The following is a 20,669-nucleotide window of genomic DNA, read 5'->3' as shown; positions in this document are numbered from 1 at the left end:
AAATGCCGTTTACCACCCTTCCGGAAACCGACGTCGCTTTTGCGCAAAACCTGTGCCGATAGCGTTGGAAATGTTTATCGATGCGTCAGAGATAAGCGGAGCCATATCCGATGAAGCGCCTATTTTCTGCCCTTGTTGCATTGATCCTTCCGGTGCAGGCAGCCGTCTCGCAACCCGCCGATGAGGCAGGGGCGCGTAAAGCCCGGTCTATCGCTCAGCTTCGATTGGAAGGCGTGCCGACGATCGATCATCTGCCGACCGTCGAGCCCGAGAGCGAGAGTACCCGCCGAAATACCAAGGCCGTCGTGCAGCGCACGATCGCGCTTGCGATCGTTGCCGTGAAAGGTGAGACCGGCGACCGCGAAATGGGGCAGGCTCTCATCCGGCAGTTCGACGCGGCAGGTTTTTTCACTTCGAAAGAGCAGGCGTTCATGGACGATCCCAATCCCTCTGACCAGGACCGCGCAAACTTTGCCTGGCGTTACGAAGGCGTGCACGTGATGTTGTGGGCGCTCGGGATTTCGCCGGAGCTCGAACGTCCCGACCATATTTGCGATGTCCCCTTCATCGCGAAAACACTTCGCGAATTGGGAACTGACGGTCTGATGCGCCGTGCCAGGCTGCGCCCGCAGAAAGAGCTGCTCGACGCAGCCGACCTGATCTACCGCTATGATTGGGCGGCCGTGAACGCAAGACTGAAAGGCGAAGAGCCGCCCGCCGGCTTGGACAAGGGCGTTGTCTACGAATGGCACTACGCCCTCAACTGGCTGATCGGCTACATGGATCAGGATTGGGACGATATTTCCACGGATACGTGATGGCGGCTGCCATTTCAGTGAGGTTATGGCACCTCTGGTGTATTGCGTTCTGCGTTACATTTGCTTATATAATTGCCTGACGCCTCATGAGGAAAACCATGGCAAACGCTGTTCCCCGGAAGGAAATACCGGTTTCAATGCGTTTTCGCGATGATGATCTGGCAATCATTGATCGCGGTGCAGCTCTCAAGGGTCTGTCCCGCACGGAGTTTATGCGGCGTGCTGCTGTACATGAGGCGCAGACGGCGATCCTGAATGAAAGTGTCATTCGTCTGTCTCCGGATGCCTTCGATGCCTTTGTTGCGGCAATCGAGGCTACGCCCTCCGCGCCGCCGCCGAAGGTCGCAGAGCGCTTGCAGCGCAAAGCGCCATGGGAAAACTGACCGGTGGCGCTGTCGAATGTCGAACTTCTCGATGGACGTCATAAGTTAGAGGGGTTCACTTGCGGCAAGCCATCTTTAGATTTCTGGCTGCAGAACTTTGCAGGCTCGAACCAACAGCGTGGATTTACCCGCACTTTTGTCGTTTGCGACGATGACAAAGTTGTCGGCTACTACGGTCTCGCACCGAGCGTCATCGAGCCCAATGCCGTGCCTCGCAGAATTAGAACCGGTCGCCCGCCCGATCCAATTCCCTGTCTCTTGATTGGGCAATTGGCTGTGGATAGCCGCTACAAGGGCAAAGGCATCGGATCGGCGCTCGTGAAGGACGCTTTTCTTCGCTGTATTGCGGGAGCCGACATCGTAGGCGGACGCGCCATTATCGTCCGGGCGATCGATGAAGAGGCCGAGCGCTTTTGGCAAAGCTGGGGTTTCATACCGTCGCGCGGTAATTCTTCAATACTCATTCGCTCCCTGGAGGATATCCGCGCATGGCTGTCAGGCCGCGGCGGGTAGGCAAGCGGAAGGCAAATTCTTTCGGTCGGCGGTTTCGGGTTTTGCCGGGCGGGCAGGGGCCGCTCAGCCGCCGCGCTGAGGCAGATGAATGTTTTACGAAATAGCATTATGATCGGAGCAACGCCTGACCGGCGTTGGGCCGGACGCGGCGCGTGCGCGGATGGGAGGATGACAGTTTTGGAACGGTTGAAGGATCTGGACAGTGTTTCCGCGCGGCAGGCCAGCGGTTCGCCGTTACCACGGCACGAACAACGGCCGGGTGTCGTGGCTGCCGCCGTTTACCAGCATGGGCAGCGCATCCGCGACATCAAGATAGAGGAAGCCGGTGAATGGCGCGGGCGCGAAAATGCCGTCGTCTGGATCGGCCTGCACGAGCCGGACGAAGTGCTGTTGCATCAGGTTCAGGCCGAGTTCAATCTCCACGCTTTGGCGATCGAGGACGCGGCGCAGCCCCACCAGCGCCCGAAGCTGGAGATTTATGGGGACGCAATGTTTATCGTCGCCCGAACCGCCCATATGAGGGATGACGAAATCGTCTTCGGCGAAACGCATTTATTCGTCGGTCGCGGGTACGTCGTCTCGGTTCGCCACGGGGATTCGTCCTCCTATCTGGCGGTGCGGCAGCGATGCGAGGCGACGCCGGCCGCACTGGCCCACGGCGAGAATTACATTCTCTATTCCATCCTCGATTTCATCGTCGACAACTACATGCCGGTCATCGAGGTCGTGCAGGAGGAGGTCGAGAAGCTCGAAGATCTGGTGCTGCGCGAACAGCTGGCAAAGGAGGACATCGAGCGGCTCTATCTTTTACGCCGCAAGCTTCTGCGGCTGCGCAATGCCGTGGTGCCGCTCGTCGACGTCTGCCGGCGATATGAGCATATCGATCTTCCCGGCATGGATCCGACGCTGCAATCGCTGTTTCGCGATGTGACCGATCACGTACGCCGCGTTCAGGAAGATATCGACGCCCTGCGTGAAGTGCTGGCCTTCGCCTTCGAGGCGAGTGTGATGATCGGCCAGACGGAGCAGACGGCGATTGCCCGCAAACTCGCCGCCTGGGCGGCGATCCTCGCCGTTCCCACGGCGATCGCCGGCATTTACGGGATGAACTTCAGCGACATGCCGGAATTGAAAACCCAGTATGGCTATTTCGTCGTGCTCGGCGTCATTGGCGTCTTGTGTCTTGGCCTGTTCGGCTTCTTCCGTCGGAGGAAGTGGCTCTGATTATTGGAGCGCTTTCAGCAGTTGGTCTCGATGCTGACTGATATAGTCTATGTCGCCGAGATACAGCCGGGCGTCTCCTGCAGCCACGTCCTCCATGAAGTTCTCGTCTCCGACCGAGGCCTTTGCCTGCATGAAATTGACGAGCGCCTGAAGCCGCCTGCAGATCATCTCCGGGAGCTGTTGCCGCTCTATGGCCGTTGTCCCATAGGCCGCGCAGAAGATTTCTGCGCGCCGCAATTGTTCATCGAGGCCTGATGACACGCCCAGATGGGAGGGATCGGACAACGGCGCCCAGCGGTAAATCGCATAGGCCAGATCCCAGAGTCGCGGAGCAGGATGCGCGGTGTCGAAATCGATGATCCCGACAGCCTCACGCTCTGCCGTGGCGACGTTATAAGGCGCGTAATCTCCATGGCAGACGATTTCGGGCGGTTCCTGTTGCGGCAGCATCCATGTCTGGACCGCGTTATCCGTTGCCAGAAACCCTTGAGATGCCGAATGAAAATCCCGCAGGAGCCTGGCCGCGGATAGCAGCATACGCTCCGATCCGACAAACGGGTCACCCAAGTCTTCGCAGACGCGCCCGGCGACGTAGCTGACGATCTCCTGATTTCCCCCAGCGATGCCGATGGGCTCCGGCGCCGCCAGAAAGCCTCGGCTCCTGAGATGGCGCAAAAACCGATGCACCGTCGGCGTCCACGCGCCTGATGGTCTGATGACGGCGTCGCCGTCGCGCCAGATCTGCCCGGTTCGCCCGCCCTGCAACGGTTTCAAGTCATCTCCTCCCGCCGATCGTCCCTTTATGCGGATTTCCGTTTTTCGATATGAGCCTGAACCGTGGCGCCAAGATTGGTCTCATGGCAGTTCCGGTAGAACGCCACTGTATCCTCAGGCATCCCGGCAGGAATGGCGACGAGGTCGTCAAGTCGGAAGCCGCTTGAACGGCTGAGCTGCCCATCCGCTAGCTGGCTTTCGCTCAACCCATCGACACGTTCGGCCAGGAATTCGAAATAGGCAAGGTTCGCCGTCACCGTCGAAGGCGAAGATGTCTGGCCATGGGCCGGGATGACCAGCCTCGCATCGAGATCACGGATCCGCTCCAGCGACGAACGGATCAGACGAAGGTCTTCGGCATTTTTACTCCAGACTTCGGGGATAGGATATTCCACCGCATCGACGGCCAGGCAGATGCGAAGTTCGGGAATCCAAATGGCGATATGGTCGGGCGTATGCCCGGGCGTATGGATGAGCTCGAGCGTCAGATCGCCGCCGTTGAGAACCATCGAGCCGGTAAAAGTGATATCGGGGCCAATGAGCTCGACATTGCCAAACCGAGATTCCTGGCTGGCCTTGTCCTTCAGAACTTTTTGCGCAGAGGGGTCACGCAAGCGGTCGAGTGCTGCGGCATGGGCGATAATCGGAGCGCGGCCGGCAACGGCCGCATTTCCCCAGAAATGATCCCAATCCATATGCGAATTGATGACGATCAGCGGGCGAGCTTCAGCCTTTTCTTCAAGCAGGTCCAGCGCCGTCCGGCATAGCTCCGGCGTTGCAAGCGTATCGATCAGGACGTTGAATCTCTCTGTCCTGACAAACACGGCATCGACTTCGTCCCCCTTCCGAACGATCACGATCCGATCGTCAAGTTCGGGATAGGTGCACAGTTCTACCGATACATTCACGTTTGGCTGCCTCATTGCAATCGGAGCGACCTCGTCGAGATTACCAAATCTTGTTCGGGTTAGACCTCTTTCCAAAGAAACGAAATCTGATCCCGGCCAGGTGCGGGTTTGTGAAACTTCACTTCGGCGCAACGCCGTATTGAGTGTTTTCAATGTCGGAAATCGTCTCCTCGTCCAGCTCTCCGACGATGAGAACTTCACGCTCCCTACGCTTCAGGTTCTTATAGTGTTCAAGCTCGCTTGCAGAAAGATACCCGCCGATGACCCGCCCATGGCTTGTGACTTCAATAATCTTTCCAGTCAGCGCCTCGTCCTGATATCGTGCGAAGCTGCGAGAGAAGGTGGTCGCCGGCACTCTCAATATTTGGGCCATTGTCCCTTCTCCGATTGAATGTGTAAAATCCGCAAAATACACAATTTGTCATTGGGTATCGACCGGGCGCTCAATTCGATTTCTCCTGCACCGGCACAGCGACATCCCAACTGCTCATCACGGCGTTCGGTTCGGCGGCTGCGCATATCACCATCACACTCGGTTTCGAGCGGCCGAGGCTCTTCGGCGTCCATCGGGTCTGCAGCGGGACCGCGCATCGGGGAACCAGTACCTTCGGGTTGGGTTCCAATACGACCCATTGCTGCCGCCCTTTGGCGTTCTCCTGGGCGATAAAGCGCCTCGCTTTCTCGCGGATTTCGAACAGGCCATGGTGGTTCTCAGTGGAGCGATCCGTCTCGATGCTCCAGGAGGCGAGGCATAAGACGGAAGCCGACAGAGTCGCGATGAAGAGGATCAATCGAAGCACAGATGTCTTTCAACAGCCAAATGAGTCACTTTCCCGGGACGTTGGAAGACTACTCAAATACGGCACTGATCCTCAAGATTACATCGCGTCACCGCATGGCTTTGATGCTCGAATGAAGCCTCTCCGTCATCCGGCGCCGATGCGGCTGATGACTTCGTACAGCCACGAATTGGCCCTGCCGGTGGAACAACAACCGCCGAAGGAAGTTTGCCTGAAAAGCAACTCGAGGCGGCGGCCGATGTCATTTTCTGCGAACGGGGGTGTGTTGAGCGCCCCACCCCGGATCTATTTTGTCAATCCGCTCCTTCTCCAGGGCATCGATTCATGGCGCGAAGTTTTCGACCATGCGGCGGATATCGGTTTCGATCATGTGCTGACGGCGCCTTTTTTCGATCGCGGTGGGGAAGGCAGCATCTTTATCTCCCGGGATTTCGACCGTCTCGATCCTGAACTGCAGCTCGGAAGCGCAGTCGAGGATGGCGTGGGGCGCCTGGCGGAGGCTGGGCGCAAGAGCGGCGTTGCGTTAATGATGGACGTGATGCTCGACGGCAAGGCGCGGGATCCTCAGGCGGGTTTTCGTCCGGTCGATCCGAGGCGCTCGCCACTGGACCCGGCGGAGCCGCTGACGGAGATGGGGGCGGAACGGCAATCGCAGCTGTTGGCGGAATGGATCGAACGGCTGCGGCGATTGAGCGGTCTCGGTCTCTCCGGCTACCGGGTGCTCGGGATCGATCGTGCCGCACCGGCGCTGTTCAAATCACTGATTTCGGCGGTGCGCGAAAAGACCGAGGCGCAATTCCTCGCTTGGACACCCGGCACCGATTTTGCCGTGAGGGGCGGGATCGAGGGGGCGGGTTTCAACGGCTGTTTTTCGTCGATGGCCTGGTGGGATTTCGACGAGAGATGGTTCATCGACGAGCATCGCGTGCAGCAGCCGCTCGGATGGCAGGTCGCGTTTCCGGAACCGCCATTCGCGCGGCGTATCGCGCACGGAACCGAGAGCCGCGAAATCCTCGAGCGGCGAGCCGTGAGAGCCTTGCGCCTTGCCGCTTCGCTCGGCGGTGGCCTGATGGTTCCAATGGGCTTCGAATATGGCGCGGCCACGCCGCTCGATCCGACGCATGGGACCAGGTCGGGCCTTCGGGGACTGCGTCACGACCTGGCTTTCGATCTTTCTTCCGAAATCCGCCTTGCGAACACCGAGATCGCCAGGACCGACCATACGCATGCCTCATCGCTGCGGCTTATCCGCAATGCCAATGGCCCGGTCTCGGCAGTTCTGCAATCCGAGGTGCAGGATCTGCGCAGCGCTGACAATGTGCGCTTCATCCTGTTGAACCGAGACCTGCGGCGAAGCGCGCCCGCGCCGGTGACCGCACTTCGCGAGGCGGCCTTCGGTTTTCTTCCCACTGCCGCCGATGGCGCGGCTCTGCGTCTGCGGGCAGGGGAGACGCGGGTCATCGAAGGCAAGGCGCCGGCGCCGATCACATCCAGACCCGCCTTGGAGATCGGACAGGCGACGGCATCGCCGCGGCTTGCCATCGAAAACATCGAGCCCCGCGTCGATGATGGGCGTTTTCCGGTCAAGCGGGTGGTCGGCGATATCGTCACTGTCGAGGCCGACATATTCGCCGACGGCCACGACCCGATTGCTGCCGTCCTGCTCTGGCGGCCGCTTGACGCCATGACGGACTGGAACGAGACGGAGATGCATCTGATCGAAAACGACCGCTGGCGCGCCGAATTCCTGCTGGAGCGCACCGGCCGTTACGAGTTTGCCGTCGAGGCATGGAAGAACCTGTTTGCGATCTTTCGCTACGAGCTCACGAAGAAGAATGATGCCCGGTTGGACCTGAAGCTTGAGCTGCAGGAGGGGCTGAACCTCGTCCGTTCGGCTGCAGCGCAGGCCAGCACAGCGCTGGGCGCCGAATTGAAAACTCTCGCCGACCGGCTCGAACGCGCGACGGACACTGAGCGCACCGCGATCCTGCTTGATCCCAGGACATCGGAATTGATGAACGAGGCCGACAGGCGGCCGTTCCGGCTTCGCTCGGCGGCAAGCGCCGTCGATGCCGAGCGCAAGGCCGCCGCCTTTGCCAGCTGGTACCAGATCTTCCCGCGCTCGCAGAGCGGCGATCCGGACCGGCATGGCACATTCGACGACGTCATCGCAAGGTTGCCTGCCATCCGCGACATGGGCTTCGACGTGCTCTATTTCCCACCCATTCATCCGATCGGTTCGACCAACCGGAAAGGTCGCAACAACAGCCTGAAAGCCGGGCCTGACGATCCCGGAAGCCCCTACGCCATCGGTTCCGAGGAGGGCGGCCACGATGCCATCCATCCCGAGCTCGGCGAGTTCGAGGATTTCCGGCGTCTGGTCGAGACGGCAGGCCGGCATGGCCTGGAGATCGCCCTCGACCTCGCCATCCAGGCGTCACCGGATCATCCCTGGCTGAAGGAACATCCCGGCTGGTTCGACTGGCGTCCTGACGGCACAATCAAATATGCCGAAAACCCGCCGAAGAAATATGAGGACATCGTCAATGTCGATTTCTACACAAAAGACGCGGTGCCCTCGTTATGGGTGGAGCTCAGAGACATCGTCCAGCTTTGGGTCGACCAGGGCGTCAAGCTGTTTCGCGTCGACAATCCGCACACCAAGCCCTTTCCCTTCTGGGAATGGCTGATCGGCGATATCAGGGCGCGTCATCCCGATGTGGTTTTCCTGTCGGAAGCCTTCACCAAGCCGAAGGTCATGTACCGGCTGGCGAAGATCGGCTTCTCCCAGTCCTACACCTATTTCACCTGGCGCAACGCCAAATGGGAGCTCGAGCAATATATGCGCGAGCTGACGGAGACGGATGCGAAGGATTTCTTCCGCCCGCACTTCTTCGTCAACACCCATGACATCAATCCGGATTTTCTGCAGAACGCACCGCGGCCGGCCTTCCTGATCCGTGCGGCACTGGCCGCCACGCTTTCGGGATTGTGGGGCGTCTATAATGGTTTCGAGCTTTGCGAGGGGCGCCCCGACGCCAAGCGCAAGGAATATGCCGACAGTGAGAAATACGAGATCCGCGCCTGGGACTACGACCGGCCTGGCAACATCGTCGCCGAAATCAGGATGCTCAACCGCATCAGGAACGAGAACACCGCGCTGCATTCGCATCTCGGGCTGACGCTACTAAATGCCTGGAATGACAATATCCTGTTCTTCGAGAAGGCAAGCAAAGCCCGCGACAATGTCTTGCTGATCGCCATCAGTCTCGACCCCCACAATTTCCAGCAAAGCGATGTCGAACTGCCGCTCTGGCACTGGTCGCTCGGCGACGGCGGTGCGCTGGATGCCGAGGATCTGGTCGGCGGGCATCGTTTCAAATGGACCGGCAAACGGCAGAATGTCAGCCTGAACCCTGAGATCCTGCCCTTTGCGATCTGGCGCGTTCGAGCAGCGGAGGCATGAATGGACACGATTAACCCCGATGGCACCGAGCAGCTCCTCTGGTACAAGGATGCGATCATCTACCAGCTGCACATCAAGTCGTTCTACGACGCCAATGGCGACGGGGTCGGCGACTTTGCCGGCCTGCACGCCAAGCTCGACCATATCGCAGCACTTGGCGTTAACGCCATCTGGCTGCTGCCTTTCTTTCCCTCTCCGCGGCGCGACGACGGCTACGATATCGCCGACTACGGCAATGTCAGCCCCGACTACGGGACGATGGAGGATTTCCGCGCTTTCGTCGACGCTGCCCATCAGCGCAATATCCGCGTCATCATCGAGCTCGTCATCAACCACACCTCCGATCAGCATCCCTGGTTCCAGCGCGCCCGGCAGGCGCCGGCGGGATCGCCGGAGCGCGACTTCTACGTCTGGTCGGATAGCGATCAGAAATTCCCGGAAACGCGCATCATCTTCATCGATACGGAAAAATCCAACTGGACATGGGATGCGGTGGCCGGCGCCTATTACTGGCATCGCTTCTATTCCCACCAGCCCGACCTGAATTTTGACAGCCCGCTGGTCATGGAGGAACTGCTGAAGGTGATGCGCTTCTGGCTGGAAACCGGCATCGACGGTTTCCGGCTCGACGCGATCCCCTATCTCGTCGAGCGCGAGGGCACGATCAACGAGAACCTGCCCGAAACCCACTCGATCCTCAAACGCATCCGTGCCGCCCTTGACGCCACCCATCCCGGCGTGATGCTGCTGGCCGAGGCCAATCAATGGCCGGAGGACACGCGCGAATATTTCGGCGAGGGAGACGAATGCCACATGGCGTTCCACTTCCCGCTGATGCCGCGCATGTACATGGCGATCGCCAAGGAAGACCGGTTTCCGATCACCGATATCCTGCGGCAGACGCCGGAGATTCCCGACAACTGCCAATGGGCGATCTTCCTTCGCAATCATGACGAACTGACGCTGGAAATGGTGACCGACGCGGAGCGGGACTATCTCTGGGAGACCTATGCATCCGACAAGCGCGCGCGCATCAATCTCGGCATCAGGCGGCGCCTGGCGCCGCTGATGGAGCGCGACCGCCGGCGGATCGAGCTGATGAACGCACTGCTTCTCTCGATGCCGGGAACGCCGGTGATTTATTACGGCGACGAGATCGGCATGGGCGACAATATCTATCTCGGCGATCGGGATGGGGTGAGAACGCCGATGCAATGGTCTCCGGACCGCAATGGCGGCTTTTCCAGGGTAGACCCGGCGCGTCTCGTCCTGCCGCCGGTGGCCGACCCCCTCTACGGTTTTGAGGCCGTCAACGTCGAGGCGCAGAGCACGGATGCGCATTCGCTGCTCAACTGGACGCGCAAGATGCTGGCGCTGCGCGGCAGGCATCCGGCCTTCGGCCGTGGCTCGCTGCGCTTCCTCGCACCCGAAAACCGCAAGATCCTCGCCTATCTCCGGGAATATGAAGGGGAAACCCTGCTTTGCGTCGCAAACCTCTCGCGACTGCCCCAAGCGGTGGAACTCGATCTGTCGAGTTTCGAGGGCCGCGTGCCGATCGAACTGACCGGCATGTCGCCTTTTCCGCCGATCGGCCAGCTGACCTATCTGCTGACATTGCCGCCCTACGGCTTCTTCTGGTTCCAGTTGGAGGCAGATGCCGATCCACCGGCATGGCGCACCGCGCCGCCGGAGCAGCTTCCCGATCTGATGACGATGGTCATCCGCCGCGGCCTGCTCGATCTTGTCGATGAACCCAAGCTTGCACGCGTCCTCAGCGCCGAAATTCTGCCTGCCTATCTCGCGAAGCGGCGGTGGTTCGGGGCGAAGGACCAGCCGCTGCAGTCGGCGCGTCTGATCTCTACAACGCCGATCCCGTTTGCCGACGGGATCGTTCTCGGTGAACTGGAGGCCGTGCTGCCGAACCATAGCGAATCCTATCAGCTGCCGCTGGCGGTCGCCTGGGACGATGCGCAACCATCCGTGCTGACCCAGCAGCTTGCCCTTGGACGGGTTCGTCAGGGCAGACGCGTCGGCTTCCTGACGGACGGATTTGCCGTGGAGGCGATGGCGCGGGGCATCCTGCGCGGACTTGGCGACCGCTCGCGCATCACCGGCCGCACCGGCACGCTTGAATTTCTCGGCACGGAACGGCTCGACCGTCTCGCCGTCACAGACGACCTTCCGGTCCATTGGCTCTCGGCCGAGCAGTCCAACAGTTCGCTGATCGTCGGCGATCTCGCGATGATCAAGCTGATCAGGCACATCTTTCCCGGTATCCATCCGGAGGTCGAGATGACGCGTTATCTCACCCGCGCCGGCTATGATCACACGGCGCCCTTGCTCGGCGAGGTCGCGCACACGGACTCCAGCGGACGCCGATCGACATTGATCATCGTCCAGGGCGCGATCCGCAATCAGGGCGACGCTTGGAACTGGATGCTGAACAATTTGCGCCGCGGGGCAGACGAACTCGTGCTGAACGACCCGGCCGTGCAGCCGGGCGACGACGTTTTCCAGCCGCTGATCAACTTCGTCGCAATGGTCGGCATGAGGCTCGGCGAACTGCACGTGGTGCTCGCCGGGGAGACAGAAGACCAAGCTTTCAGCCCGGTTGTCGCCGGCGACGCTGAGGTCAAGGCGATAAAGAAGGCGGTCGCCGGCGAAGTCGCCTATGCCATGTCGAAGCTTGCCGAACGCGAGGAAAATGCCGATCCGGCGATCGACCTGCTCGCCGCGCCGCTTCTGGAGCGCCAGGCTGAACTGGTCGAACTCGCCGCGACGCTCGCGGAAAGCGCCCGCCATACGCTGATGACGCGCACGCATGGCGATTTCCATCTTGGCCAGATCCTTGTCAGCGAGGGCGATGCCGTCATCATCGATTTCGAGGGCGAGCCCGCGAAGAACCTGGCTGAGCGCCGTGCCAAGACCAATCCGCTGCGCGATGTCGCCGGGCTTTTGAGGTCACTGAGTTATCTCGTCGCCACCGCCAAGCTGGATAACGATGCCGTCATCGAACACGAGAACGAAGTCCGACGCGAGGCCATCGCACGCTTCGGGCGCCAGGCGGAAGAGGCGTTTCTCGATGCCTATTCGCAGGCCGTTTCGGCATCGAAGGCGCTTGACATGCCACCCGATCAACGACGGAGGGTTCTTGATGCCTTTCTTCTCGAAAAGGCCGCCTATGAGATCGCCTATGAAGCCCGCAACCGGCCGAAATGGCTGCCGATTCCGCTGTCAGGGCTCACCGAAATCGTCTCGCGTCTGGCGGGGGTCACGGCATGAATGTTGAGCGCTCGGAACTTCTCTCGGGCATCGGACAGGATGCCCTCTGGGCCCTGATCGACGGACGCCACGGCGATCCTTTTTCGATCCTCGGCCCGCATGAGAGCGGCGGCATGACGGTCGTGCGGGTCTATCTGCCCGGCGCCGAAGCGGTCGACCTCATCGAGGCGGGGAGTGGTCGGGTGGTGGCACCCTTCAGCATCGCTCATCCCTCCGGCCTGTTTGCTGTCGCGACAGCCGCCATGGCGGGGTACCGGCTGCGGATCACATGGCCGGATGCGGTGCAGATCACCGAAGACCCCTATAGTTTCGGCCTGCTGCTCGGCGAGCTCGACCTGCATCTGATCTCGGAGGGCACGCATTATGATCTCAGCCGGACACTTGGTGCGGTTGATATGTCGATCGACGGCGTTGCGGGCGTTCGTTTCGCCGTATGGGCGCCGAATGCGCGCCGCGTCTCTGTCGTTGGCGATTTCAATGCCTGGGACGGGCGGCGAAATCCGATGCGGCTGAGGCCGTCGGCCGGCGTCTGGGAGCTGTTCATTCCGCGCCTCGCCCCCGGCGAAAGATACAAGTTCGAGATCGTCGACGCTGGGGGAACCTGCCTGCCGCAGAAAGCCGACCCGGTCGCCAGAGCCAGCGAGGCGGCCCCGTCCACCGCCTCTATCGTCGCATCGTCGACGCCGTTTCGATGGAGTGATGATGGCTGGATGAAGGGCCGCTCCCGGGAAGCGAGACTGGAGGGCGCGATGTCCGTCTATGAGGTGCACGTCGGCTCCTGGCTGCGTGAGGGGCAGGACGGCAACATGCATCTCGACTGGGTCGAGCTCAGCCAGCGGCTCGTTCCCTATGCCCGTGACATGGGCTTTACCCATATCGAGCTGCTGCCGATCATGGAGCATCCGTTCGGCGGCTCGTGGGGCTACCAGCCGCTGGGCTTGTTTGCCCCGACCGGCCGATACGGAACACCTGAGGATTTCGCCTATTTCGTCGACCGCTGCCATGGCGCCGGGCTCGGCGTTATCCTCGACTGGGTGCCGGCCCACTTCCCGACAGACGTCTGGGGGCTTGCCCGCTTTGACGGCAGTGCGCTCTACGAACACGAGGATCCGCGCGAGGGCTTCCACCGTGACTGGAACACGCTGATCTACAATCTTGGCCGCAACGAGGTGAAGGGCTTCCTGATCGCCAGTGCGCTCGAGTGGCTCGAGCGTTATCATGTCGACGGCTTGCGCGTCGATGCCGTCGCCTCGATGCTCTACCGCGACTACAGCCGCAATGAGGGCGAATGGATTCCCAACCAATATGGCGGACGTGAGAACTTGGAGGCGGTAGAGTTCTTCAAGCACCTGAACAGCATCATTCACGAGCGCTGCCCGCATGCGATGACGATTGCCGAGGAATCAACGGCCTGGCCTGGCGTCACGAAGCCGCCGGAGCAGGGCGGCCTCGGCTTCGACATCAAATGGAACATGGGCTGGATGCATGACAGCCTTAGTTATATCGAGAAGGATCCCATCTACCGAAGCTACAGCCACGGCACGATGACCTTCGGCATGATCTATGCCTATTCCGAGCGCTTCATGCTGCCGATTTCCCACGATGAAGTCGTCTACGGAAAGGGCTCGCTGCTGACGAAAATGCCGGGTAACGAGTGGCAGAAATTTGCCAATCTGCGCAGCTATCTCGGCTTCATGTGGGGACATCCTGGCAAGAAGCTATTGTTCATGGGCAGTGAAATCGCCCAGCCGGGCGAGTGGAACCACGATGCTTCGGTAAGCTGGGATGTGCTGGACCGGCCTCAGCATGTCGGCGTTCAGCGGCTGGTGAAGGATCTGAACGCGCTTTATAGCGACGAGCCGGCATTGCAGTTCGGCGACTTTCATCCCGAGGGCTTCGAATGGGCTGCTGCCGACGATGCTGTCAATTCCGTTCTCGGCATGCTCCGTTATGCCAAGGACCGCACGTCATCCGTCCTTGTCGTTTCGAATTTCACGCCGGTGCCGCGTTACGGCTACAGGATCGGCGTCCCGCAGGACGGTGTGTGGATCGAGCGGATCACGACGGATGCCCGCGAATATGGAGGCTCCGGCCTCGTCAACGGCGCGCTGTCGAGCGAACCCATCCCCGCCCACGGCCGGCCCGTCTCCCTGTCGCTGACCCTGCCGCCACTGGCGACGGTCTTTCTCAAGGGACCGTCGCCTTGATAGGAATCATTCGGCGTGCGGCGCCGGATGGAGGAAAGGCCAGGGACTTGCCTCGGATCCCTTTTCGATCGGAACCACGATAAGAACCGGTTCGTCCAGAGACAGGGCTTTCTCGATCGTGGTTTTCAGTTCTCCGGGGCTCGCCGCCTTGAATGCTCGAATGCCAAAACTCTCGGCAAGTGCGACAAAGTCCGGATTGGTGAGATCCGAACCGAGATAGCGGCCCTCATACGCCTGTTTCTGGTCGCGCAGGACGTTGCCATAGGCCGAATTGTCGAAGACGATCGCGATGACGTTGATCTTGTGTTGGACCGCAGTGGCAAGTTCCTGAACGCCGAACATGAAGCCGCCATCGCCCGAAACCGAGATCACGGCTTTGTCGGGATTGGCGACCTTTACGCCCAAGGCCGTGTTGAAGCCAAAACCGAGATTGTCCTGATAGCCGCATGTCACATATTGGCGCGGGCCGTAGACGGGGAAGGCAAAACGGGCGGTAAAGCCCATCTGGCAGACCTCCTCGACGAAAAAGCCATCTCTTGGAAGAGCCTGGCGAATGGCATCGAGATAGGCAAGCTGCGGCTGCACTTCTGAGAACCGGGATCTAGCCTCTTTGTTGAGCTCGGCGAATTCGCGGGTGCGATCCTCGTGCCGGGAACCAGTCAGTGCATCGATCAGAGCCTGCGTTCCGGCCTTGGCATCGGCGACGATGCCAACACCAGGCTTAAGGCGGACCATTTCGGTCGGATCGATATCGATGCGAATGATCTTGAGATCATTGGGAAGCCATTTCCATCGCATGAACTGCAATTCGAGCCGGCTGCCGATCCCGATCAAAACGTCGGTGTGCTTCCAATATTCATAGGCGGCGACCAAGTTCAGGTAGTTCGGGTGGTCGTCGGCGACGATGCCTTTGCCGGAACGATGGGAGGTGACGGGCGACTGCAGCAGTTCCGCAAGAGCGGCGATCTCTGCCCCGGCATCCGCCGCGCCGCCGCCGACCATGATCATCGGATTGCTGGCGCTCGATATCAGTGCCGCTGCGGCAGCGATCTGATCGGGGTTGACGGCCGGATGGAGCGCTCTCGAACCGACGGGAAGATCGACCTCGGGGCCGGATTGGCCAAATACGTCCCAGGGAGCTTCGACCGCTCCCGGACCCTGGCGGCCAGAAAGCATTTTGCTGACGACCTCGGCCATGACAGGACCGGCTTCGGATTGGTGATTGATGCGCGCCGCCGTCTTGGTAATGCCGCGGATCGTGGCAAGTTGATCGGGGAGTTCATGCAACTGTCCTCTGCCTTGGCCGATCAAGTGGGACATGATGTTGCCGGTAATGCAAAGCACCGGCGCGTTGGCACCATAAGCGGTGCAGAGAGCCGCACCGGAATTGAGAACGCCCGGACCGGGGACGACGGTATAGGCGCCGATCCGGCCGGTGGATTTGGCATAGCCATAGGCCATATATCCGGCGCCCTGTTCGTGGCGGGTGTGAATGAACCGAACCTTGTCGCGAGCGCCGTGGAGGGCATCGTTGAAATCATACATGTGGGCGCCTGGGATGCCGAACACCGTGTCGATCCCATGGCCGACAAGCGAACGGGTCATCGCCTGGCCGGTCGTTTCTTTTTTGCTCATTTCAAGCAACCTTCAGCGCGAAGTGCGGTGACGATGGCGTCGGCATCGGCCGGCTGCATGCCCGCAAGGTTCATACGGCCGGAATCGGCCATGTAGATGCCATGTTTGGCGCGGAGGGCTCCGGCCGTTTCTTTCGACATGGAGAGATTGGAGAACAGGCCGCGCTGCTGTCGAATGAACGCCAGATCGGGGGCAGCGGCGGCGAGCGCGGCGCGGTTGCCGTTGACGCGCTGGCACATCTCTTCGAGTTCGGCGCGCCACATTGCCGACATTTCCGGGCTCTCGAGAATGGTCCTGACGATCGCGGCGCCGTGATCGGGCGGCATGGACCAGTTTACGCGGGCGAGCGCTGCCATGTTGCTTTCAGCCTTGCCGATATCGTCGATATTGCGGGTCATGATATAGAGCGCGCCGACGCGCTCGCGGTAGAGACCGAAATTCTTGTCACAGGAATAGGCGATCAGCGCTTCATCGACAGCTTCGAGGATCATGCGCGTCGGTGCGGCGTCCGGTTCGAGACCGTCGCCCAGCCCCTGATAGGCAAGATCGATGAACGGCACCAACCTGTGCGCAACGAGGAGTTCGGTAATCTGGCGCCACTGCTCCATGGTGAAATCGATACCGGTCGGATTGTGGCAGCAACCGTGAAGCAGCACGACATCGCCTTCCGCAGCGGAAGACAAGGCGTCGATGACGCTGTCGAATTTGACCTGCTGTAACGTCAGATCGACGAAGGCGTAGTCCTTCACGGCCAGGCGCGCCGAGGAAAAGATCGGCGCGTGGTTCGGCCAGCTCGGCGCCCCCAATAGAACCTTTGCCGATGGATTTGCCGTCTGGATGAGTTCGGCGCCGAGACGTAGCGCGCCGCTTCCGCCCGGTGTCTGAATGCCGACAAGACGGTGATTGAACTTCGGCGATTTGCCGAAAATGATGGGCTGCAGCAGCCGCACGAATTGCAGATCGCCTTCCGGGCCCAAATATTTCTTGCTGTCCTGGGTCTCGAGTAGAACCTGCTCGGCCGCCTTGACGGCACGCATCACCGGCGTTCGGCCCATGGCGTCGCGATAAACGCCGACGCCGAGGTCGATCTTTCCGGCGTGCTCGTCGGCCTGAAAGGCCTTGATGAGGGCAAGCAGGCTGTCGGCTGGCCGGTTATTCAGTTTCTCGAACACAAGTTCACCTCCGTTTTATCCCTATGGCTGGAGATTAACTGAACGCCTGTGGCGATTTTCTGCGATTATCCGCCCAATTCGGCGTGTGAATGCAGACATTCTGCGTGATTTGGCTATACTGTGCTGAAATTCTCCTTTGCTGGGGTGCCCATGCTCGACCAGTTCGATATCAAATTGCTTGCCGCACTCCAGCAAAACAGCGAGGTGACGCAGGGTGAGTTGTCGCAGAAGGTCAATCTCTCCGCGACACAATGCGCACGCCGCTTGGAAAGACTGCGCAACGAACAGTACATCCAGACTGTCGTGGCCATCCTCAATCCTGCAAAACTGGGTTTTGCCGTGGTCGCTCATACCCTCGTCAGCCTGCGCGCGCATACGGAAGGCGGAAACGAGCGGCTCCACCGCTTCATCGAGACTGCGCCGGAGATCCTGGAGTGTTATTCGCAGACGGGGGACGCTGACTTTCTGATGAAGGTCATGACGCGTGACCTCGACCATCTCAGCCAGTTTCTCGAAAGAATGATCCGGGTCACCGACAATCTGGCCTCGGTAAAGTCGAGCATCGTTCTGAAGACGATCAAAAAGACCACAGCCTTGCCGCTGCAGATCGTAACGTGAGAGCGGCTCCGGCCGCTCTCATTTGAGATAGTGGATGTGCGGGCGGGAATGATAGGGCGAGGCTTCGATGCGGGCTTCGACGGAAAAGACGTCTCGCAGGAGGGTCTCGCTCAGCACATCCTCAGGCGCGCCCGAGGCGACGATCCTGCCCTGCTGCATGATGACAAGCTCATCGCAGAACATGGCGGCATGGTTGAGATCGTGCATGGCAACGATGCTGGTAATCGGCAGGCCGGAGACGAGGCGCATCAGGCCGATCTGGTGCTGGATATCGAGATGGTTGGTGGGTTCGTCGAGGATCAGCTCCTGCGGCGACTGGGCGAGCGCCCGTGCGATATGGGTGCGCTGCTTTTCGCCGCCCGACAGGTTCTGCCAGCGATCGTCGCGCTTCTCCGCCATGCCGGCGCGTGCGAGCGCCGCTTCGACCACCTCATCGTCGGCTCTTGTCCAGCCTGAAAAGATCGAGCGGTGCGGGAACCGGCCGAGCTTGACGACGTCGACGACCTTCAGATTGGCATTGGTCGTCGCGTGCTGTTCGACGAAGGCTATGCGCTGGGCGATCGAGCGGCGGCTGATGCTGCAGATATCGTTTCGGTCGAGGGTGACACGGCCGGAGTGTGGCCGTTTCAAGCCGGCGAGAAGCCGCAGCAGCGAGGTCTTGCCGGAGCCGTTGGGACCGAGCAGGCCGAGCATCCGGCCCGGCTGTGCCTCCAGGGAAACGCCGTCCAGAATGGTCTTCCTGCCAATTTTCCAGATGAGGTTGTCGGCCTTGATGCTCATGACGCGCGCTGGAACCGGTAGAGGATGATCGAGAAGAAGGGAACGCCGACGAGCGCCGTGACGACGCCGATCGGCAGGATCTGGCCGGGAATGAGGGCGCGTGCTGCAATGTCGGCGAGCACCATGAAGATCGCCCCTGCGATGGCGCAGGCCGGCAGCAGGCGGATATGCAGCGGCCCGACGACAAAGCGGGCGACATGCGGCACGACAAGGCCGACGAAACCGATCGAGCCGACCATGCTGACGATCGTCGCCGTCATCATCGCGGTCAACGCGAAGAGCACCATGCGCGCACGGCCGACATTGACGCCGAGCGAGGATGCCGCCTCGTCGCCGAAAGCGAAGGCATCGAGCACGCGAGCATAGAACAGACAGGCGGCAAGGCCGAAGCCGACGACGATCGAGACCAGCGCGAATTCCGGCCAGCGCACACCGCTGAAACTGCCAAGCAGCCAGAACATGACGTCGCGGGCTTGCTGCGCATTGGCCGAGGTGGTGACGATATAGGAGGTGGAGGCGTTGAAGAGCTGCGATGCGGCGACACCGGCGAGAATGGTACGGTCGGCGCCGCCGCGCGTGCCGTTCGACAGCAGCGCCACGAAGAAGAAGGCGGCAAAGGCACCGGCGAATGCACCTGATGACAGAGACACGGCACCCGCGCCGAGCCCCAGGATGACGATCGCCACGGCGCCGGTAGAGGCACCGGCTGAGATGCCGAGCACATAGGGTTCGGCAAGCGGGTTGCGCAGCAGCGACTGCATGATGGCGCCCGACAGCGCCAGCCCCGCGCCGCAGAAGGCGGCGACCAGCGCCCGGCTCAGCCGATAATCCCAGATGACCGTCTCGTGGATGCGGTTCAGTTCGACCGCGGTCCATCCGAGCCGGTTGGTGACGGCCGAAAATGTGGTCGCAAGCGGGATCGGCAGGTCGCCGATCCCGACGCTGACGCCAATGGCGATCGCGATGAGGCAAAGGGAAACCAGAAGCAGTGCGATGACTGCTCCCAACTGCCGGAAGAGACGGCCTGCGTCGGTCACTTCAGGAGACCGAGAGCCTTCAATTGCTCGGCCACCTGCTCGGCGCCGTAGATCGTGCGGATCGTCGGGTTCATCGCCTGGCCGTCCATGACGACGAGCGCCTTGTTCTTGACGGCCGGGGTCTGGCTGACGGCCGGATCGGTGTTCAGGAAGTTGATCTTGGCCTCGGGCTTGTCGAGCTCCCAGCGGTTGCGGTCGAGATTGGCGACGACGATGACGTCGGGATTGGCGGCGATGATGCCTTCCCAGCCGACGGTCGGCCATTCCGCTTCCGCTGATATCGCATTGTGGCCGCCGAGCAGATCGGCGATGAAGCCGGAAGCGCTGTTCTTGCCGCCGACATAGGCATCGGCCGACGGGCTGGGGGAGGAGAACCAGAAGACGTAGGACAGGTTCTGGCCGCCCTTGGCAACGCTCCCGCGGAGCCTGGCTTCACGCGCCTTGAAATCGGCAATCAGCGCCTGGCCGCGATCGGCGACGTCGAAAATCTCAGAGAGTTCGTCGATCTCCTTGTAGAGGAGATCCATGTTCCACAGCGCGCCGCGGCTGCCGTACTGATCTTTGACGTCCTTGGTGCTGAGGCAGGTGCTCGGCGAAAGATAGGTTGAAACACCGACCTTGTCGAAATCCTCGCGCTTGGCGATCTTGCTGTTCGGGCCGACCAGGCTCGGCAATGCCACCGCCACGAAGTCGGGATTTTCGGCGAGCATCGATTCGAAGGTCGGCATCTCGACGGTCAGAAGCTTGACCTTGGCATTGGCCTCGGCAAGCTGCGGCAGCACCTTGCTCGGCCAGAAGGCGGTGCCGACGATCTTGTCCTGAAGGCCGAGCAGCAGCAGGATTTCCGCGCTGTTCTGGCCGAGGCCGATCGCCCGCGCGGGCGCCGTCTTGAAGGTCACCTCAGCGCCGCAGTTTTCGAGCGTCAGCGGGTAGGTGGTCGAGCCGGCCAGAGACGGGGTTGCGGCAAGGCCGATCAGGGCGTAGAGGCCGCAAGCGGCCAGAAGTGTTTTGAGGCTGGTCACGTAGAAATCCCGGTGCGTGAAGTGTCTGCG

Annotated in this window: 17 protein-coding genes; 8 read left to right on the top strand and 9 right to left on the bottom strand. The window is 60.9% G+C overall.

What is annotated here, in order from left to right; translation table 11 throughout:
- The first annotated feature begins 110 nt into the window (after positions 1-110).
- The 4 genes from RLEG4DRAFT_RS62675 (at position 111) to RLEG4DRAFT_RS62660 (ending at position 2,938) form a co-directional block, all read left to right on the top strand.
- On the top strand, positions 111-818 hold the full coding sequence (locus RLEG4DRAFT_RS62675) for a DUF4272 domain-containing protein (RefSeq protein ID WP_003575928.1): 708 nt from the start codon (positions 111-113) through the stop codon (positions 816-818).
- Positions 819-916: 98 nt separating this feature from the next.
- Complete coding sequence (locus RLEG4DRAFT_RS62670; RefSeq protein ID WP_003575929.1) at positions 917-1,201, top strand: DUF1778 domain-containing protein; 285 nt, start codon at positions 917-919, stop codon at positions 1,199-1,201.
- Positions 1,202-1,204: 3 nt separating this feature from the next.
- A complete protein-coding gene (locus RLEG4DRAFT_RS62665; protein WP_003575930.1) occupies positions 1,205-1,714 on the top strand; it encodes a GNAT family N-acetyltransferase in 510 nt (169 codons plus the stop codon).
- A gap of 177 nt (positions 1,715-1,891) precedes the next feature.
- Positions 1,892-2,938 carry a magnesium and cobalt transport protein CorA gene (locus RLEG4DRAFT_RS62660; protein WP_037093267.1) on the top strand — a complete coding sequence of 349 codons (1,047 nt, stop codon included), beginning with the start codon at positions 1,892-1,894 and terminating at the stop codon, positions 2,936-2,938.
- On the opposite strand, the gene RLEG4DRAFT_RS62655 is transcribed toward RLEG4DRAFT_RS62660, so the two are convergent.
- The 4 genes from RLEG4DRAFT_RS62655 to RLEG4DRAFT_RS62640 all read right to left on the bottom strand — a co-directional run bounded on the left by RLEG4DRAFT_RS62655 (position 2,939) and on the right by RLEG4DRAFT_RS62640 (position 5,420).
- The gene (locus tag RLEG4DRAFT_RS62655) at positions 2,939-3,712 is read right to left on the bottom strand and encodes a phosphotransferase enzyme family protein (RefSeq protein WP_003575932.1); all 774 of its coding nucleotides are present in this window, start codon (positions 3,710-3,712) and stop codon (positions 2,939-2,941) included.
- Between the two features lie 26 nt (positions 3,713-3,738).
- Positions 3,739-4,620 carry an MBL fold metallo-hydrolase gene (locus RLEG4DRAFT_RS62650; RefSeq protein WP_003575933.1) on the bottom strand — a complete coding sequence of 294 codons (882 nt, stop codon included), beginning with the start codon at positions 4,618-4,620 and terminating at the stop codon, positions 3,739-3,741.
- A gap of 118 nt (positions 4,621-4,738) precedes the next feature.
- Entirely contained in the window at positions 4,739-4,993 is a 255-nt protein-coding gene (locus RLEG4DRAFT_RS62645; RefSeq protein ID WP_003575934.1) for a hypothetical protein, read from the bottom strand.
- A gap of 70 nt (positions 4,994-5,063) precedes the next feature.
- Positions 5,064-5,420 carry a hypothetical protein gene (locus RLEG4DRAFT_RS62640; RefSeq protein ID WP_003575935.1) on the bottom strand — a complete coding sequence of 119 codons (357 nt, stop codon included), beginning with the start codon at positions 5,418-5,420 and terminating at the stop codon, positions 5,064-5,066.
- A 238-nt stretch (positions 5,421-5,658) separates the two neighbouring features.
- Between RLEG4DRAFT_RS62640 and RLEG4DRAFT_RS62635 the strand changes: the two genes are divergently transcribed.
- Genes RLEG4DRAFT_RS62635 through glgB form a run of 3 tightly spaced genes read left to right on the top strand, consistent with a single transcriptional unit; the run spans position 5,659 to position 14,375 of the window.
- Positions 5,659-8,886: an alpha-1,4-glucan--maltose-1-phosphate maltosyltransferase gene (locus RLEG4DRAFT_RS62635; RefSeq protein ID WP_003575936.1), complete on the top strand. Its 3,228-nt coding sequence runs from the start codon at positions 5,659-5,661 to the stop codon at positions 8,884-8,886.
- Entirely contained in the window at positions 8,887-12,168 is a 3,282-nt protein-coding gene (gene treS, locus RLEG4DRAFT_RS62630) for a maltose alpha-D-glucosyltransferase (RefSeq protein WP_003575937.1), read from the top strand.
- Positions 12,165-14,375 (top strand): 1,4-alpha-glucan branching protein GlgB, encoded by a 2,211-nt coding sequence (glgB, locus tag RLEG4DRAFT_RS62625; protein WP_003575939.1) that lies wholly within the window; start codon positions 12,165-12,167, stop codon positions 14,373-14,375. Before treS ends, glgB begins: the two co-directional genes overlap by 4 nt.
- A gap of 6 nt (positions 14,376-14,381) precedes the next feature.
- On the opposite strand, the gene RLEG4DRAFT_RS62620 is transcribed toward glgB, so the two are convergent.
- Together RLEG4DRAFT_RS62620 and RLEG4DRAFT_RS62615 are read right to left on the bottom strand one after the other, a co-directional pair.
- Positions 14,382-16,010 carry a thiamine pyrophosphate-dependent enzyme gene (locus RLEG4DRAFT_RS62620; protein ID WP_003575941.1) on the bottom strand — a complete coding sequence of 543 codons (1,629 nt, stop codon included), beginning with the start codon at positions 16,008-16,010 and terminating at the stop codon, positions 14,382-14,384.
- Positions 16,007-17,182 (bottom strand): amino acid aminotransferase, encoded by a 1,176-nt coding sequence (locus RLEG4DRAFT_RS62615; protein WP_003575943.1) that lies wholly within the window; start codon positions 17,180-17,182, stop codon positions 16,007-16,009. The genes RLEG4DRAFT_RS62620 and RLEG4DRAFT_RS62615 overlap by 4 nt, the downstream gene beginning before the upstream one ends.
- Before the next feature lie 150 nt (positions 17,183-17,332).
- On the opposite strand from RLEG4DRAFT_RS62615, the gene RLEG4DRAFT_RS62610 reads away from it, so the two are divergent.
- A complete protein-coding gene (locus tag RLEG4DRAFT_RS62610; protein ID WP_003575945.1) occupies positions 17,333-17,800 on the top strand; it encodes an Lrp/AsnC family transcriptional regulator in 468 nt (155 codons plus the stop codon).
- An 18-nt stretch (positions 17,801-17,818) separates the two neighbouring features.
- Here the strand turns inward: RLEG4DRAFT_RS62610 and RLEG4DRAFT_RS62605 are convergent, their stop codons facing one another.
- From RLEG4DRAFT_RS62605 to RLEG4DRAFT_RS62595, 3 genes are read right to left on the bottom strand one after another with little or no spacing between them, the layout of a single operon-like run.
- On the bottom strand, positions 17,819-18,580 hold the full coding sequence (locus RLEG4DRAFT_RS62605) for an ABC transporter ATP-binding protein (RefSeq protein ID WP_003575946.1): 762 nt from the start codon (positions 18,578-18,580) through the stop codon (positions 17,819-17,821).
- Complete coding sequence (locus tag RLEG4DRAFT_RS62600) at positions 18,577-19,617, bottom strand: FecCD family ABC transporter permease (RefSeq protein ID WP_003575948.1); 1,041 nt, start codon at positions 19,615-19,617, stop codon at positions 18,577-18,579. The genes RLEG4DRAFT_RS62605 and RLEG4DRAFT_RS62600 overlap by 4 nt, the downstream gene beginning before the upstream one ends.
- Positions 19,614-20,639 carry an ABC transporter substrate-binding protein gene (locus RLEG4DRAFT_RS62595; protein ID WP_003575949.1) on the bottom strand — a complete coding sequence of 342 codons (1,026 nt, stop codon included), beginning with the start codon at positions 20,637-20,639 and terminating at the stop codon, positions 19,614-19,616. The genes RLEG4DRAFT_RS62600 and RLEG4DRAFT_RS62595 overlap by 4 nt, the downstream gene beginning before the upstream one ends.
- Positions 20,640-20,669: the final 30 nt, after the last annotated feature.

This window comes from Rhizobium leguminosarum bv. trifolii WSM2297 (assembly GCF_000271845.1).
The sequence above is the reverse complement of the archived record's forward strand: the minus strand, read 5'-3'. Positions and strand labels throughout refer to the sequence as shown.